Below are 16,717 nucleotides of genomic sequence, written 5' to 3'. Positions count from 1 at the left end.
TATGCAGTTATCAATAAGGGCATCACTTGCAATCCATTGTCTGATACTGGTCAGCGAATTTGGAGAGACGGATAAGATCACAAGTGAAAAGATTGCTTTATCAACGGGAACGAATCCGGTAGCGATACGCAGTATCATGAGTGCTTTAAAAAAAGATGGAATCCTTAATGTGAAAAACGGTACCGGTGGAACGACTTTAAATATGCCGCCGGAAGAAATTACAGTATACAGAATCTGCAATGCCGTGAAACCGCAGTTCTGTAAAAATATATTTCACGTACATACCAAAGCTTCTAAATTGTGTCCAGTTGGACGTAACATCCGGGCGGTTTTGCAACACTCCTATTCTAAATTTGAATCTGCATTGGAAGACAGCCTGAAGACAGTTACGCTTGCAGATATGATCCGGGATTATCATATGCAGCTAGAAAAAGAGAAATAATCTTTGTCAGTTGGAATTGTCAAAAAAAGAAAAATTTTCTATAATAAAAAGTGGAATAATGATGTCGCAAGCGTTCTACGCTCCGCTTCGGTCGTTGCTTAACGAGCGCCACTGGCGCTCAGCAACGCATTCGGCGCGAGAATGTGCCAGGGCACATTCTTTTTTTAAAGAAAATAAGAGTACGAGGAACAAAGGATGAATGAAAAATTAAAAGAAATGAGAGAAGCATGGAAAAATCTGTATGGTTCATTGTTCAAATGGATCGTTTTGTCCGGGGTGATCGGAAGTCTCATCGGACTGATCGCCAGCGGATTTTCCTATGCGATTGTATGGGCGACTTCGTTTAGACAGGCAAATCCGATGATCATTCTTGGGCTACCGCTAGGAGGTCTTTTGATCGTCTGGCTGTACAAAATTACCGGGCAGGAGAAGAACTCCGGAACGAACCTGGTTCTGACAGTAGTCCGGTCGGATGAGGAAGAGGTTCCGGGATGGGTGACACCACTGATCCTGATATCGACAGCGATCACACATCTGTTTGGAGGATCTTCCGGACGAGAGGGTGCAGCGCTTCAGTTTGGAGCAAGTGTAGGAAATGTATGTGCGAAATATCTGCATTTGAATGAGAGTGACAAGAAGATCATCATTCTGGCAAGTATGAGTGCCGCATTTTCAGCACTTTTCGGGACACCGATGGCGGCGGTTGTATTTCCAATGGAAGTAATCAGTGTTGGTGTGATGTATTATGCCGCGCTGGTGCCATGTGTATTTTCTGCATTTGCCGCACAGGGGATTGCGCTGCTTCTGAAAGTGAGGACCGTTACTCCGCCGTATTTGGTAGAATCGGTTCCGGATTTTTACAGTGTGGATTCGATCAAAGCGATCATTCTGGCAATTGCGTGTGCGCTTGCCGGAGCACTGTTCTGTATTGTGCTGCATAATGGGGAACATTATCTGAAGAAATGGTTTCCGAATCCGTATGTGCGTGTGGTTGCAGGGGCAGCAGGAGTGATCATTTTGTATTTTGCACTCAGAACGGATGCCTATCTGGGGCTTGGAACAGGTGTGATCCAGGCAAGCTTTAAAGAGACGGCAGGACCACAGATGTTCCTTCTGAAAATGCTGTTTACGGCACTGACGCTCTGCGCCGGATTCAAGGGTGGGGAGATCGTACCGTCACTGTTTATCGGGGCGACACTTGGTTCTTTTATGTCTACGATCCTTGCAGCACCGACAGATATCTGTGCGGCATGTGGAATGGTTGGTGTCTTTTGTGCAGTTACAAACAGTCCGATCACATCTCTTTTGATTGCAGCAGAGTTGTTTGGATTTAACGGGATGCCGTTTTACTGTATTGTGGTTGCGGTAAGCTATCTGCTTTCCGGATATTACAGCTTATATAAGGAACAGAAAATTGTTTATTCCAAAACAGAGAATAAATACGTGGATAAACATACGAAATAATCAAAAAACAAAAAGAAACAAAGTGAATTGATGATTTTAAAGCAAAAAAGCTGACAATTAACGAGAAAAAATTAAAAAATAGAAGAAAATACTTGAAAAAGTAAAGAACGTGTGCTAGTATCTAAAAATAATTTAGTAAAGCAAAGCGATGAAAGAGACTCTTGCTTCTGGAACTTGACAGGAATACGGCGTCACCGACTGAGAGCGCTGTTTGAGGAATGAGGCGAAGGGAACACTCTGGAGCAGATTATCTGAATGGAAAGCACAGGTGTTTTAGTAGGGTAATACGGTTCATGCACGTTACGTATGTAAGAGAGGAATCCCAAAGGATTCAATGCGGGTGGTACCGCGGATCATCAGATTATCCGTCCCGGAATACGAAAAAGTATTCCGGGGCTTTTTTATTGCCATGTACATCAAAAAACAATCCGGAATACGAAGTTGACAAAAGCAAAACATATTTTAGGAGGATTGTGACATGGAATTTATGACAGGTGTAAAAGAAAAAGAAACGCTGGAACTTAGTGAATTACTGGAAGAGGGAAGACTTGGAGAAGAAGTGAAGGTAAATGGAGCCGTTCATACAATTCGTGACATGGGAACAGTCGCTTTCGTGATTCTGAGAAAACGGGAAGGTCTGGTCCAGTGTGTATACGAAGAAGGCGTTACAAAATTTAACTTGAAAGATTTAAGAGAAGCCGCTACAGTAGAAGTAACAGGAAAACTGACCGAATCAGAGAAGGCACCGAACGGAATTGAAATCCGTCTGAGTGAGATAAAAGTACTCAGTATGCCAAAAGACAGCCTTCCACTTGCTGTTTCAAAGTGGAAACTGAACACTTCCCTGGAAGCGAAGCTGAACTATCGTTCCATTTCTCTTCGGAACGTAAGGGAAAGAGCGAAGTTTAAAATTCAGGAAGGAATCGTAAGAGGATTCAGAGAGTTCCTGTATAAAGAAGGTTTTACAGAAATTCATACCCCGAAGATCGGAGCAAAAGGAGCAGAAGGAGGATCTAACCTCTTCCGACTGGATTATTTCCATCGTCCGGCAGTGCTGGAACAGAGTCCACAGCTGTACAAACAGATGATGGTTGGTGTTTTTGACAGAGTATTTGAGACAGGACCGGTATTCAGAGCAGAAAAACACAACACCAAGCGTCATCTGAACGAATATACCAGTCTGGATTTTGAAATGGGTTATATCGACAGCTTTGAAGATATCATGGCGATGGAAACGGGCTTCCTTCAGTATACGATGGAGCTTCTGAAAAAGGATTATGCGAAGGAACTTAAAATCCTGGACGTGACACTTCCGGATGTCTCTAAAATTCCGGCAATCCGTTTTGATGAGGCAAAGCAGAAGGTTTCAGAAAAGTACGGACGTAAGATCCGCAATCCATTTGATCTGGAACCCGAGGAAGAGCATCTGATCGGACAGTACGCAAAAGAGGAATGGGATTCTGATTTTGTATTTGTAACCTACTATCCGTCAAAGAAGCGTCCGTTCTATGCAATGGACGATCCACAGGATGAGAAATTCACACTCAGCTTTGACCTTTTGTTCCGTGGACTTGAGATCACGACCGGAGGACAGAGAATCCATGACTACGACATGCTGATGGAAAAGCTTGCAAAGCGGGGAATGACGGAAGAAGGACTGGAGACCTATCTGGATACATTCAAACATGGTATGCCGCCACATGGAGGTCTTGGAATCGGAATGGAACGTCTGACAATGCAGCTTCTTGGTGAAGATAACGTCCGTGAGACAACCCTCTTCCCGAGAGATTTAAGCAGACTTACTCCGTAGAGACGAAGCTCCCTGGCTGGCAGGTAAAAAAGGAAGCTGACAAGAGGCAGCGGGGGAGGTCAAAATGAGACGAAGATGTTCCTTATGTGGAGGAAAATTAAACGGAAATATCTGCACAGAGTGTGGGCTTGACAATTCAAAGAATGACGATCAGTATGTGACACTTGGAAATTCCGGTCATGAAGAATCGCTGACACATATACATACGGAAGCGGAAAAGCCGTATGAAGGAAAGACCATGACTCGGGAAAATGTGCGTAAGGCGAAGAATGCAGATAAAAATGCAAAGAAAGCAGCTGCAAAAAAGGCGTCAAAGAATGCGGCAGCAGGAAAAGTAAATCCGGCGGGGAATGGATATTCTGCAGCAAATGCGAGCTACAATACCATAGGCACAAGCTATAGCCAGACAGGAAACCAGAGTTACAGTTATACATCATCTTCAATGCAACAAAGCAGCAGACCGATAAAAAAGAAAAGGAAGCTTGGAAAGTTTCTGATCGGTTTTGTGATCATTGCAGCATTTGCAGGTGAGCTTGGCGGAACGATCAGCGATGAAGTTCAGCATTATTTTGATGACTATACTTATGATGACAGTGACAGCTACACCGAGGAAGATCCATACAGTGATTTGCAGGAAGTGATGCCGGAAGAAGGAGAACTTTATGAAGCAGACCTGACAGCCGGAATTTATAAAGGCGGTGTACATCTTCCGCAGGGAACCTATACACTGACCTGCAAAAGTGGAAGTGGTCAGGTAGAGCTGACAGACAGCAAAAATAATATCTGGGTGCAGTACAATTTTGGTGATGACTACGATAATACGGAAGAAGAAGTCAGTGACTTTGAAGTATTTCCGGGATGTTATGTGATAGTAGAGGATACACTGGAGCTTCACATGACAGCAGAGAATGCACAGATGAATCTGACAGCAATTGCAAATCCGCTTACAGAATCGAAAACCGTATCGGATAAATTTACAGTAGGAAAAGACGTACCTGCAGGTGTCTATGATGTGAAATGTGTGGAAGGTTTTGGGATTTTTGATTATGACGTGACAGTAAGCGCCGGATACGAAAACTATATGGGAATGCTGATCGGTAATGAAGAGTCGGGATTTCCACAGGAGCTGAAAAATATTGTCCTGATCGATGGAACAGAAGTTGATCTGGAAGGACTTACAGTAGAACTTACACCGAGTGAGTGGATTGAATCGGAGGAGTACGAAAGCTTTTACGATAATTATTATTAGAAAGGACGAGTACAATGGCAAACAAGATTTCGGATGAAACAATCGAATACGTTGGAATCCTGGCAAAGCTGGAGCTTTCTGACGAAGAAAAAGAGCAGGCAAAGAAAGATATGGAAACCATGCTTGATTATATTGATACCCTGAATGAACTGGATACAGAAGGAATTGAACCGATGTCACATGTATTTCCGGTAAATAATGTATTCCGTGAGGATGTAGTGACAAATGGAGACAATCACGAAGCAATGCTGGCAAATGCGCCGCAGCAGAAAGAACAGAGCTACAAAGTACCTAGAACATTCGCATAGGAGGAAATCGAAAGATGGATTTGAAAGGTCTTACTGCCGTTGAACTTGGAAAAAAGATTCAGGCAAAAGAAGTTACAGTAAAAGAAGCAGTGGAAGCCTGCTTCGCGCAGATTGATAAAGTAGAAAAAGAAGTCAACAGTTTTGTATCACTTCAAAAAGAAGCTGCCTTAAAAAGAGCGGAAGAAGTGCAGAAGCTGATCGATGACGGAACACTGACCGGACCGCTTGCAGGAGTACCGGTTGCGATCAAGGATAACATGTGTACGGAAGGTGTGACGACCACCTGCAGTTCAAAAATTCTGAGTAATTTTGTACCGACATTTTCAGCAGAAGCAGTTCTGAACCTGGAAAAAGCAGGTGCAGTTGTGATCGGAAAGACTAATATGGATGAATTCGCGATGGGAAGTACGACTGAGACTTCTTATTACGGAGAGACAAAGAATCCGTGGAATCTGGAGCATGTACCGGGTGGATCTTCCGGTGGCTCCTGTGCGGCAGTTGCGACTCTGGAAGTACCATATGCTCTTGGATCTGACACCGGCGGATCGATCCGTCAGCCAAGTTCTTACTGCGGAATCGTTGGAATCAAGCCAACCTACGGAACGGTATCCCGTTATGGACTGATCGCTTACGGATCATCTCTTGACCAGATCGGACCGGTTGCAAGGGACGTAACCGACTGTGCGACGGTTCTTGAGACCATCGCATCCCATGATGTAAAAGACAGCACTTCGGTAGAACGCCAGGACACGGATTTTACGAGTGCGTTGGTAAACGATGTAAAAGGGATGAAGATCGGTATTCCAAAAGATTATTTTGGAGAAGGTCTGGACGAAGAAGTGAAAAAACCGATTCTGGAAGCCGCAGAGGTTCTGAAAAATGCAGGAGCTGAGATTGAAGAATTTGATCTTGGACTTGTAAAATATGCGATTCCGGCTTATTATGTCATCGCATCAGCAGAGGCAAGTTCCAACCTGTCCCGATTTGACGGTGTGAAATACGGATACCGCACAAAGGATTATGAAGAGCTTCACCAGATGTACAAAAAGACCCGCTCCGAGGGCTTCGGACCGGAAGTAAAGCGCCGTATCATGCTTGGGTCTTTCGTACTCAGTTCCGGATATTATGATGCTTATTATCTGAAAGCACTCCGTACAAAAGCACTGATTAAAAAGGCATTTGACAGTGCATTTGCAAAATATGATATGATCCTGGCGCCGGCAGCACCGACGACAGCACCGAAGCTTGGAGCTTCCTTAAGTGATCCGATCAAAATGTATCTGGGCGACATTTATACGATTTCCGTCAACTTGGCAGGACTTCCGGGGATCAGTATTCCGGTTGGACGGGATGCGAAAGGACTTCCGGTTGGAATGCAGCTCATCGGAGACTGCTTCCAGGAGAAGAAGCTTTTTCAGGCAGCTTATACCTATGAGTGCCTGACAGAGAAAAAATGGGTATCTATGTACGACAAAACAGAAGCAGCCGGAAAGGAGGAAGCATAGATGTCAAAGCAGTATGAAACCGTAATCGGTCTGGAGGTTCACGTAGAACTTGCAACAAAGACAAAAATTTTCTGTGGATGCAGTACTGCATTCGGGGGCGCACCGAATACACATACCTGCCCGGTATGTACCGGTATGCCGGGCTCCCTTCCGGTATTAAATAAAAAAGTAGTAGAATATGCGATGGCAGTAGGACTTGCGACAAATTGTAAGATCACACAGGTGTGCAAATTCGATCGTAAGAATTATTTCTATCCGGATAACCCGCAGAACTATCAGATTTCACAGCTCTATCTGCCAATTGCGAGAGACGGCTATGTAGAGATTGAAGTCGGAGAGCAGAAGAAAAAAGTCCGGATCCATGAGATGCATATGGAAGAGGATGCCGGAAAGCTGATCCATGATGAGTGGGAGGACTGCTCTTTAGTAGATTATAACCGAAGTGGGGTTCCGCTGATCGAGATTGTATCGGAGCCGGATATGCGTTCGGCAGATGAAGTCATTGCTTATCTGGAAAAATTGCGTATGATCTGCCAGTATCTGGGAGCATCGGACTGTAAGCTTCAGGAGGGATCCATGCGAGCAGACGTCAATCTTTCGGTTCGTGAAGTAGGTGCTTCTGAGTTTGGAACACGTACTGAGATGAAGAACCTGAACTCCTTTAAAGCGATTACACATGCGATCGAGGGAGAGAGACAGAGACAGATCGAACTTATCGAAGAAGGAAAGAAAGTCATTCAGGAAACCAGAAGATGGGATGATAATAAAGAATATTCTTATGCAATGCGTTCCAAAGAGGATGCGCAGGATTATCGTTATTTCCCGGAACCGGATCTGGTGCCGATCGTGATCAGTGATGAATGGATCCAGAAGATCAAAGACCAACAGCCGGAGCTGAGAAGTGAAAAACTTGCACGTTATGAGAAAGATTATGATATTCCACGTTATGATGCGGAGCTCATTACCGGAACGAAGAAGATGGCAGATCTCTTTGAGGCGACCTGTGCAATCTGCAACAAGCCGAAAAAGGTGTCCAACTGGCTGATGGTAGAAACCATGCGTCTGTTAAATGAAAACGGACAGGAGCCGGCAGATATTAAATTTTCACCGGAGAACCTTGCAAAACTGATCGAACTTGCAGACGCGGGAACCATCAACAGTTCTGTAGCAAAAGAGGTATTTGAAAGGGTATTTGCAGAGGATGTGGATCCGGAAAAATATGTAGAGGATCACGGACTGAAGACCGTCAACGATGAAGGTGCACTCCGCACACTTGCGGAAGAAGTGATTGCAAAGAATCCAAAGGCAGTGGAAGATTTCAAGGGTGGAAAAGAAAAAGCACTTGGCGCACTGGTTGGACAGATCATGAAGGCAATGAAAGGAAAAGCAAATCCGGGTATGGTTAATGAACTGCTCAGAGAGATGCTGAAATAGAAAAATAGAAATAAAAAAACGTCCGGTTATCACGGAGTAAAAAGTGATAATCGGACGTTTTTTATTACATATACTGTATCTGCTCTTTCGCCGGTTCCGATGCCGGATTTTCAAAGAATTTCTCTTTTTCCGTCACTTCCAGTACTTCTCCATGATCCATGAAGATCACCTGATCGGCAATTCGCTTTGCCTGAGCCAGATTATGTGTGACGATGACGAAAGTATACTGGTCTTTCAACTCCAAAAGCGTTTCTTCGATTGCAATTGTATTCTTCATATCCAGTGCGGAGCACGACTCGTCAAGGAGCAGGATCTCCGGACCGGCACAGAGGCTTCGTGCGATAGCAAGACGCTGCTTCTGACCGCCGGATAATTTGAGGGCGGATTTTTTCAGTTGATCTTTGACCTCATCGTAGAGTTTTGCTTTCTGCAGAGACTCTGTAATTTTCTCAGCAATCTCTTTCTTATTACGGACACCGTGGTATTTCAGTACATAAGACAAATTCTTTTCGATACTGTGCGGGAAAGCGATCGGCTGTTGGAAAACCATGCCAACACGCCTTCTGAGTTTTTCTTTCGGAAGAGATTTGATGTCGGTTCCTTCTAAAGTAATTGTTCCTGAGAGATAGCCGCCTTCTTCTTCTACCATCCGGTTCAGGGTTTTCAGAAAAGTTGTTTTTCCGCAGCCGGACTGACCAACGATGGCTGTAATCTGTCCTTTCGGGATCGTCAGGCTGATTCCGTGAAGAATTTCGTGTTTTCCAAATCCACATTTTAGATTTTCTATATTCAGCATATCAGTTGTCCTTTCGTAGATAGGTGATAAATTTACATATTAACTGGATGATGAGTAGGAAGAGCATCAGTACAAATGCGGTTCCATAAGCATAATCCAGAGAAAATCCGTTGTTCACAAGGATATACAGGTGATATGGAAGTGACATGAACGGATCGGAGAGAGAATGCGGAACATCTGCCTGCATGACAGCTCCGGTGTATAAAATCGGTGCAACGGCACCCATGCCGTATGCCATTCCAAGCGCAACGGTTCCGAGAAGCTCTACAGAGCAGACCGGAAGGATCAATTTCCGGAGGGCATACTCACGGGAAAGTCCGAGACTTAGGGAGTTCTTCATATATTCACGCCCCTTCTCTTCCAGAATCTTTTCTGCTCGGATTGCAACAAAAGGAATGATCATTGCTGCAACACACAGTGCCGAACACAGAAGGCTGCGGTTAAGTCCAAAACGGTAGATCAGAAGCGTATATCCAACCAGCCCGAACAGGATCGAAGGGATTCCGGAAAGTCCGGTGATCGCCATATTTACAAGGACGGAAAATCGTTTTCCGGTGCTGTAAAATACAAGATAAATGGCAGCGCCGATACCAAGGATACCGCCGATCAGTGCAGAAAGTGCGCCAAGGTAAATGGAACCCATCAGTGCAGGATAGATACCGCCTGCAGTTCCAAGTGGAACACCGGCAGGCTTGTCCAGAAGGAAGGACAGGCTAAATACTTTTTTCCCTTTCCAGAAGACATAAAGGAAAAGGAAGAGTGTAACAACGATCACGCAAAGTCCGAGTATACTGAGAATCAGGCGTGTGAAAAATTTCTGCAGTTTAGTTCTCATGGGTGGCAAGCCTCCTTTTCAGAAGATAGCTGATACCGAGTACGATGAAAAGAATCACAAGCAGCACAGCATTTGCAACGTAAAGTACGGAGAGGTGAAGGCTTCCGTATTCAATACTTCCCATTTCCAGTGCGGTGAGGGCAGGAAGTGTCTGACCACGTCCAAGGAGTTTGGGATAAATCGGGGAATTACCGATTACCATCATGACGGCCATTGTCTCGCCAAGTGCGCGGCCGAATGCCATCATTGCACCTGCAATGATTCCCGGCCGGATTGCCGGAAGAATAAAATGCAGCAGGGTAAATTCTCTGGAGAATCCAAGTGTGATCGCACTGAACTCGTAAGTCTTTCGTGCAGTCTGTAAAGATTCATGACAGGTGGAAATAACGAATGGTAAAAGCATGATCCCCAGCACGATCCCGGCTGCCAGGATACATTGACCGGCTGCCATATGGAGGTGGGTGGCAAAGGCTTTTACAAGAACCGTAAGTCCGATAAATCCGAAGATGACGGACGGGATTCCTGCAACCAGATCGATGAACGCAAGGAATAAGGATGCCACCTTTTTCGGAAGGTAATAGTCCAGAAAGCAGGCACAGGCAACGCCGAAGATGAGTGCGAGGACAACTGCGATCGCTGAGACATAAAGGGTACCGGCAATCGCAGGTAAAAGTCCGTACTGCGGTTTCTGACTGACAGGGCGCCATTCAGTGGTAGGCAGGAACATTTTGATTCCAAGCTGTGAAATGGCAGGAATACTTTCCTTCACAATATGGATCATCATGACTGCCATCAGTGCCGTTACGAGAAAGGCAGCCAGATAAATGATTCCTTTGCTGAATTTATCTGAAAGTTTCTTAAACATAGTAAATCCTTTCTAGGTATGATGCAGGACAGACAGCGCTGTCCGGATACAAATCAAAATTGACCCCTGGGATTAACCAGCGACATATAGCAAGAAAAAGGGGTGTGTCTTTGCACACCCCTTCAATATCGGAAGATTATTTCATAGGAATGAATCCCATATCTTCTACAGTTTTCTGTCCTTCATCACCAAGAACGTAATCAAGGAAAGCCTGCTGTACATCTGTCGGATCACCAGAACCTACAAGAAGAAGTGGTCTCTGGATGATGTAAGATCCATCAAGAATGTTTTCTTTTGTTGCAGCAACACCGTTTACTTTCAGTGGAGTTACTTTTCCTTCATTCTGGTTAGCAACACCAAATGAAGCATATCCGATTGCGTACTGGTTATCAATGATATCCTGAACAAGTTCACCCATAGAAGAAGCCTGGATCGCATCCGCTTTTACTTCTGTGTCACCCATGATATTCTTCTGGAATACTTCGTGAGCTCCACCGTTGATATCACGTGTAATAACAACAACTTCTTCGTCAGGAAGAGATGAGTCAAGATCTTTCCATGTAGCATATTCGCCGGAGAAAAGTCCTACGATCTGTTCCGTTGTAAGGTTATCAAGAACATCATTTACCGGATTAGCCGGGTTTACTGCGATCGTCAGAGCATCGATACCAACCTGGTATTCTTTTTCATCTTTGATTGCTTCTTTTTCTTCATCCTTTACGCTTCTTGCAACCATACCAAATGTTGCAGTTCCATCGATAACGGCTTTGGTTCCCTGTCCGGATCCGCCTGCTGAAACGTAGATTGCGATATCTTCTTTTGGAAGAGATGAATCATATGCATCCCATGTTCCATAAGTATCAAAGAAAGTAGTAGCCATAGAAGTGATAACCGGTGCTAAAGTAGAAGATCCGTTAAATAAGATCTGGTTACTTTCTGTATCGGCAGAAGCTTCTGTCTTTGCACCCTCTTCTTTTTTGCTGTCAGCAGAATCTGACTTGCTGCTTCCGCATCCTACTGCCATAGATGATACCATAGCAAGTGTAAGAGCGATTGATAAAAATCTCTTTTTCATTGTATGTATTCCTCCCTGAATAAAATTTACATATCTAAAATATAAATTTAACATTCTTTTAATAAAATGTATGTTGCATGGACAACATTTTTTATAGATAATTTACATGAATGATATAGAATATATCTATACACTAAATATCTATGGAAGGAATGGGAAAGCCATGCTATACTGTACATACGAATATGTGTTTGGTTTTTATTCTACGGGAACTTCCTGTGAAATAAAAGGTATTGCGTGCTATAGGTGCACATTTTTTAAATTATGGAGGAATTCATGACGGAAGAAATTAAAAAGCTGATCATTTATACAAGAAAAATGAAGAAAAGGGAGCCGTTGTACCGGGACTACCCGGAGGAGTTCCGGGAAGAAATCCGGGGATATCTGGAAAGCAACCATATTTCCAGACTCTATGCACATCAGGTTGAGATGTTTGAGAAGGTCAGAGCCGGAGAAAATGTGGTTATTACGACTTCGACGGCAAGTGGAAAGACGCTTGCCTTTCTGCTCCCGGTATTGCAGAAAATTCTGGAAGACCCGCTGACACGTGCGATTTTTATTTACCCGACCAAGGCACTGGCAAGTGACCAGTACCGTGCGATGCAGTCGATTTTGAAATTTTTCGGAGAGGGAAGAGTTTCAGCAGGCGTGTACGATGGAGATACTAAACCTGCCGAGCGGACAAGGATCCGCAAGAGTGCAAATATTATCCTGACCAATCCGGAGATGCTGAACTCGGCATTCCTTCCGAATCACAGCAATTACGGGTTTGACGCGATTTTTGCAAATTTACGATATGTAGTGATCGATGAGCTTCATTCTTACCGCGGTGCTTTCGGAGCACATCTGGCAAATATTTTCCGGAGAATGCACCGGATTTGCCGGTATTACCATTCGAATCCGCATTTTCTGTGCAGCTCCGCGACGATCGCTAATCCGGTAGAGCTTGCCGAAAAGATCTGTGGAAGCGGATTTACGCTGATTGACCGGGATGGATCGCCGGCACCGGAGAAGGAATACTGTATTATCCAGCCGCCGGAGATCAAGGGGAATAATGACAAAGTATACGGAAGGATTGCGGCGTCAACCGTAGCAGCCGGACTGATACCGGAGCTGGTGGAAGAGGATCATCATTTTATCACCTTTGGACGATCCAGAAGAAATGTAGAAGTTATTCTAAAAGAAGCAAAGGATAAATTAGATGCTGCCGGATTTCTTGGAATGGCGCGGGTGGGCGGCAAGAATCCGGCAGATCTGATCGCAGGATACCGTGGCGGTTATACCCCGCTGGAGCGAAAAGAGATTGAGCGGAAGATGACGGAGGGAGAACTGACCGGGCTGGTATCGACGAATGCACTGGAGCTTGGGATCGACATCGGAAAGCTGGATGCAACTGTGATCGTCGGTTATCCGGGGACAAGGGCGTCCTTCTGGCAACAGAGTGGACGTGCCGGACGAAGCGGCAGTGCCTGTGTCAATTATCTGATTCTGGAAAATGAACCGTTTGATCAGTACATTGCCATCGATCCGGAATGGCTGTTCTCAAGAGAAAGTGAAAATGCGATCGTGGATCCGGACAATCTTCTGATCGAGCTTGCACATCTGCGCGCAGCGGCTGCTGAGATGCCACTTTCACTGGATGATATTGCGCTTTTTCCGGATCTTGGAGAAATGATCCCGGTGCTTTTAAGCGCCGGAGAAGTAAAAAGCCTTGCCGGAAGATTTGCCTGGGCGGGACCTGCATTTCCGGCAGGGGATTACAGCCTGCGTAATATTGACAAGACCAGGTTCAAGCTGCTCGCGCAGGAGGATGGACATGAGATCACGGAGATGGACGAATCCCAGGCATACCATGAGATCCATCCGGGTGCTGTATATATGCATGATGGTGCATCCTATGAGATCACGAAGATGGATCTGGTCAGCCGGACAGCTTACGCCATTCCGTTTACAGGGGATTATTATACGGTACCGGCAGGACAGGAAGAGACGCGTATCCTGCATGTATTTCAGGAGGACGCGTACCAGAGGACGGAAATCCGTTTTGGAGACATCAATGTAAACGAAATCATTGCCATGTACAAGAAACTGCAGTTCCATAACCATCAGAATCTGGGCTATGTGACGCTGACACAGCCGCTTCAGAAGGATTATGGCACGGAAAGCACCTGGCTTACGATGCCGGAGAATGTTGTCAGAGTCTACCGGAGTCTTCTTTTGCCAAATCGGATGGGAGAGCTGGTGCTGAACAATCATTTTGACGGAATGCAGTATGCGATCAAGAATGCGGTAATGATGGTGACGATGACGGAACGGGATGATATCGATGTGACCATGTCCAACAATGCGACCATTCCGGATGAGTTCCGGGAGGAAAAGGTGTCCCTCTTCATTTATGACAAATATGAGGGCGGACTTGGTTATTCGGAGAAGATCTATGATCTGATTCCGGAAATTCTGGAAAGTGCGATTAAAATGGTCAGCGGCTGTCCGTGTGAGGATGGCTGTCCGGCATGCGTAGGTGACTACAATCTGGATAAGAAGACGGTTCTGTGGGGACTTGATAATCTTCTGGAAGAGAGCGAACCGCCGGTTTATCTGAAGAAAAATATCAAAGAGCCACAGCCTGTGATCCGGAAAGAATTTTCTTTCTTCAATCTGCCGGATGAGTGGGAGAAGGTCTGTTATGCCGTGGTCAAAAATGGCGAAGCAGGCGGGCAGTTCCTGAAGACCATTAAAAAAGTCAGTACAGAAGGACACAAGCTGATCCTGACGATGGAAAATGAATTTTATGCAAAATGGCTGATGGAGCCGGATAACCTCCAAAGTCTGACCAATACCTTGCGGTATCATGTGATCTGTCCGGCGGATATGCAGATCCGGGTACGGTATGAAGCAAAAATGGATGAGCAGGAGAAAAAAGAACGACAGAAGAAGAGAGACCGTTTGCAAAGGCGATATGATGAACAGCTTGGAAATGAATAATATAGAAGAAATAAAAACTTTAAATTCTTACCAGCAGGAGGCGGTGCTGGATGAAAGCCCGGCATGTCTGGTAAATGCAAATGTAGGGAGCGGAAAGACAACAGTGCTGATCGAGAAAGTGCGGCATCTGCATGAGAAAAAGCAGGTTTCGTATGAGAAAATGGCAGTGCTTACCTTTACCAATAAGGCGGCAGATGAGATCGCAGAACGTCTATCCAGAAAAGAAGCAGAGCTTACGGAAGAAGAACTGTGGGGATTTGGAACCTTTCACAGTGTTGCCTTAAGGATTCTGCGAAGATTTCTTCCGGAAAAGGCAGAAGACGGAACAAAATTGGAAGAATGGAACCGGGAATTTACCGTTATCACACCGGAAGATGAAATGGAAATGGTGCTTGCCATCGCAAAAGAAGGCGGTTATAAGATCAAATACCAGAACCGTCTGAAAAAGCGGATGGAAGAGGATTACGCGGCATATCGGAAAGGAAGAACACAGGGAAAATACAAAGATGATCTGTTTCGGGTCTTTCCGCTTCTTGAGAAGGCAAAAAGACAGCAGAATAAAATGTCCTTTGCAGATCTTCTGGAAGAAGGAACGCAGGTGGCAAAAGAGCAGGAAGAGGTGCTGGATCTTAAGTGGATCATTGTCGATGAGGTACAGGACAGTGACGAAAAACAGCTGAAATTTCTGGAGGCGTTAAAAGGCACACAGACCCACTTTTTTGCGGTGGGGGATCCGAATCAGGTGATCTACAGCTGGAGAGGAACCGGACCGAATATGTTCTTCCTGATCAAGCACAGATTTGGCGCAAAAGAACTGACTCTGCCGGTTAACTACCGGTCCGATGAAGTGATCCTGGAAGCGGCGAACCGTTTTCTTCAGTTTGGAGGAAAGATTGAGGGAAGTGGCGAAAGAGGGGAGAAGATTCTGGTAAGGAATCATTATGATCCATTTATCGAGGCAGAGTATCTGACAGAGCGGATCCGTGAGCTTCATGAGCAGGGACTTCCTTACCGGGAGATTGCGGTTTTCTACCGGGTGCAGAAGCAGGCAGAGATTCTGGAAAAAGTATTTGAAAGAGCAGAACTTCCTTATGTTCTTCCGACAAAACAGAAAGAGGATGAGGATCCGGTTCCGGAAAGACCTCATATGATCCGGGAGTATGTTGCAGAAGGGAAACTGAATGCGGTTTCGGGCGAACATACGATGGAAAAAGCGGCAGATACAGAACGACAGACGGAGGAAGAAGACGCAGTTCATCTTATGACACTGCACGCCTCAAAAGGTCTGGAATTTGACTATGTATTCATCATTGGAATGAATCAGGGACTGATCCCGCTTCGCTGCAAAAGCATAGAACAGGAAGAAGAGGAGCGCCGTCTGTTCTTCGTAGGACTGACCCGTGCAAGGAAGAATCTGGAACTTTCCTATTATACAAATCCGACGATCCCGGGGACATATGAGACACCAAGCAATTATCTGCGGATGCTGCCGGAGGAGCTGCTCGACTGGGAAGAAAAGCCGGGAAGTGAGTCGCGGAAAGCGAATCTGCAGAAACTGCGGAAAGATACGCGGGAGCTGATCAGGGAGAAAAAGCAGGAGGAAGAAGAACAGAAAGAAACACGGAAGCCAGAGCGAAAAGGCAGACATCCGAAGTACGGGGAAGGGGAGATTATTTCTGAGGACGAGATGATGATCGAACTGGAATTTCCGGGATATGGAAAAAAACAATTTCTGAAAGCATTTGGCGAAGTGGAAGTTTTGAAAGGCTTATAGAAAATGGCAATACAAATTGTTTGCTGAAAGAATTTATCAATAAAATATTTTTTCATGAAAGGGCATATGGGAGTGAATTTTTTTTCACCTCTATATGCCTTTTAAAAGAAAAGTGAATATTTATTCATAGAATTATCGCGATAATTTTATTATAATTTCAATAAATTTTATGAAT

General features: G+C 45.0%; 13 protein-coding genes. 9 read left to right on the top strand and 4 right to left on the bottom strand.

Annotated features, from left to right (window positions below; translation table 11 throughout):
- The first annotated feature begins 1 nt into the window (after position 1).
- The 7 genes from NQ556_RS12540 to gatB all read left to right on the top strand — a co-directional run bounded on the left by NQ556_RS12540 (position 2) and on the right by gatB (position 8,212).
- Positions 2-442 carry an Rrf2 family transcriptional regulator gene (locus tag NQ556_RS12540; RefSeq protein WP_022220806.1) on the top strand — a complete coding sequence of 147 codons (441 nt, stop codon included), beginning with the start codon at positions 2-4 and terminating at the stop codon, positions 440-442.
- Positions 443-637: 195 nt separating this feature from the next.
- A complete protein-coding gene (locus tag NQ556_RS12535) occupies positions 638-1,906 on the top strand; it encodes a chloride channel protein (protein ID WP_022220805.1) in 1,269 nt (422 codons plus the stop codon).
- A 478-nt stretch (positions 1,907-2,384) separates the two neighbouring features.
- Positions 2,385-3,716, top strand: a complete 1,332-nt coding sequence (gene aspS, locus NQ556_RS12530; RefSeq protein ID WP_022220804.1) for an aspartate--tRNA(Asn) ligase — start codon at positions 2,385-2,387, stop codon at positions 3,714-3,716.
- Between the two features lie 64 nt (positions 3,717-3,780).
- Positions 3,781-4,965: a hypothetical protein gene (locus tag NQ556_RS12525; RefSeq protein WP_008373125.1), complete on the top strand. Its 1,185-nt coding sequence runs from the start codon at positions 3,781-3,783 to the stop codon at positions 4,963-4,965.
- Positions 4,966-4,979: 14 nt separating this feature from the next.
- Positions 4,980-5,273 carry an Asp-tRNA(Asn)/Glu-tRNA(Gln) amidotransferase subunit GatC gene (gene gatC / locus NQ556_RS12520; RefSeq protein WP_008373126.1) on the top strand — a complete coding sequence of 98 codons (294 nt, stop codon included), beginning with the start codon at positions 4,980-4,982 and terminating at the stop codon, positions 5,271-5,273.
- Between the two features lie 14 nt (positions 5,274-5,287).
- The gene (gene gatA, locus NQ556_RS12515; RefSeq protein ID WP_008373138.1) at positions 5,288-6,778 is read left to right on the top strand and encodes an Asp-tRNA(Asn)/Glu-tRNA(Gln) amidotransferase subunit GatA; all 1,491 of its coding nucleotides are present in this window, start codon (positions 5,288-5,290) and stop codon (positions 6,776-6,778) included.
- On the top strand, positions 6,779-8,212 hold the full coding sequence (gatB, locus tag NQ556_RS12510) for an Asp-tRNA(Asn)/Glu-tRNA(Gln) amidotransferase subunit GatB (RefSeq protein ID WP_008373139.1): 1,434 nt from the start codon (positions 6,779-6,781) through the stop codon (positions 8,210-8,212). It begins immediately after the preceding gene.
- Positions 8,213-8,276: 64 nt separating this feature from the next.
- On the opposite strand, the gene NQ556_RS12505 is transcribed toward gatB, so the two are convergent.
- From NQ556_RS12505 to NQ556_RS12490, 4 genes are all read right to left on the bottom strand, one after another.
- A complete protein-coding gene (locus tag NQ556_RS12505; RefSeq protein WP_008373140.1) occupies positions 8,277-9,008 on the bottom strand; it encodes a phosphate ABC transporter ATP-binding protein in 732 nt (243 codons plus the stop codon).
- Between the two features lies 1 nt (position 9,009).
- Positions 9,010-9,843 (bottom strand): PstA family ABC transporter permease, encoded by an 834-nt coding sequence (locus tag NQ556_RS12500; protein ID WP_008373141.1) that lies wholly within the window; start codon positions 9,841-9,843, stop codon positions 9,010-9,012.
- Entirely contained in the window at positions 9,833-10,708 is an 876-nt protein-coding gene (pstC, locus tag NQ556_RS12495) for a phosphate ABC transporter permease subunit PstC (RefSeq protein ID WP_008373142.1), read from the bottom strand. Before pstC ends, NQ556_RS12500 begins: the two co-directional genes overlap by 11 nt.
- A 136-nt stretch (positions 10,709-10,844) precedes the next feature.
- The gene (locus NQ556_RS12490) at positions 10,845-11,783 is read right to left on the bottom strand and encodes a phosphate ABC transporter substrate-binding protein (protein ID WP_022220803.1); all 939 of its coding nucleotides are present in this window, start codon (positions 11,781-11,783) and stop codon (positions 10,845-10,847) included.
- Between the two features lie 276 nt (positions 11,784-12,059).
- On the opposite strand from NQ556_RS12490, the gene NQ556_RS12485 reads away from it, so the two are divergent.
- Entirely contained in the window at positions 12,060-14,768 is a 2,709-nt protein-coding gene (locus NQ556_RS12485; protein WP_022220802.1) for a DEAD/DEAH box helicase, read from the top strand.
- On the top strand, positions 14,689-16,542 hold the full coding sequence (locus tag NQ556_RS12480; RefSeq protein WP_243273529.1) for an ATP-dependent helicase: 1,854 nt from the start codon (positions 14,689-14,691) through the stop codon (positions 16,540-16,542). Before NQ556_RS12485 ends, NQ556_RS12480 begins: the two co-directional genes overlap by 80 nt.
- Positions 16,543-16,717: the final 175 nt, after the last annotated feature.

Origin of the sequence: Coprococcus comes ATCC 27758 (assembly GCF_025149785.1) — a bacterium.
Classification (GTDB): domain Bacteria; phylum Bacillota; class Clostridia; order Lachnospirales; family Lachnospiraceae; genus Allocoprococcus; species Allocoprococcus comes.
The sequence above is the reverse complement of the archived record's forward strand: the minus strand, read 5'-3'. Positions and strand labels throughout refer to the sequence as shown.

Excerpts from the sequence above, each read along its gene's own strand:
- NQ556_RS12540 (WP_022220806.1), top strand. The coding sequence starts at position 2 with ATGCAGTTATCAATAAGGGCATCACTTGCAATCCATTGTCTGATACTG.
- NQ556_RS12535 (WP_022220805.1), top strand. The coding sequence starts at position 638 with ATGAATGAAAAATTAAAAGAAATGAGAGAAGCATGGAAAAATCTGTAT.
- aspS (WP_022220804.1), top strand. The coding sequence starts at position 2,385 with ATGGAATTTATGACAGGTGTAAAAGAAAAAGAAACGCTGGAACTTAGT.
- NQ556_RS12525 (WP_008373125.1), top strand. The coding sequence starts at position 3,781 with ATGAGACGAAGATGTTCCTTATGTGGAGGAAAATTAAACGGAAATATC.
- gatC (WP_008373126.1), top strand. The coding sequence starts at position 4,980 with ATGGCAAACAAGATTTCGGATGAAACAATCGAATACGTTGGAATCCTG.
- gatA (WP_008373138.1), top strand. The coding sequence starts at position 5,288 with ATGGATTTGAAAGGTCTTACTGCCGTTGAACTTGGAAAAAAGATTCAG.
- gatB (WP_008373139.1), top strand. The coding sequence starts at position 6,779 with ATGTCAAAGCAGTATGAAACCGTAATCGGTCTGGAGGTTCACGTAGAA.
- NQ556_RS12505 (WP_008373140.1), bottom strand. The coding sequence starts at position 9,008 with ATGCTGAATATAGAAAATCTAAAATGTGGATTTGGAAAACACGAAATT.
- NQ556_RS12500 (WP_008373141.1), bottom strand. The coding sequence starts at position 9,843 with ATGAGAACTAAACTGCAGAAATTTTTCACACGCCTGATTCTCAGTATA.
- pstC (WP_008373142.1), bottom strand. The coding sequence starts at position 10,708 with ATGTTTAAGAAACTTTCAGATAAATTCAGCAAAGGAATCATTTATCTG.
- NQ556_RS12490 (WP_022220803.1), bottom strand. The coding sequence starts at position 11,783 with ATGAAAAAGAGATTTTTATCAATCGCTCTTACACTTGCTATGGTATCA.
- NQ556_RS12485 (WP_022220802.1), top strand. The coding sequence starts at position 12,060 with ATGACGGAAGAAATTAAAAAGCTGATCATTTATACAAGAAAAATGAAG.
- NQ556_RS12480 (WP_243273529.1), top strand. The coding sequence starts at position 14,689 with ATGAGCAGGAGAAAAAAGAACGACAGAAGAAGAGAGACCGTTTGCAAA.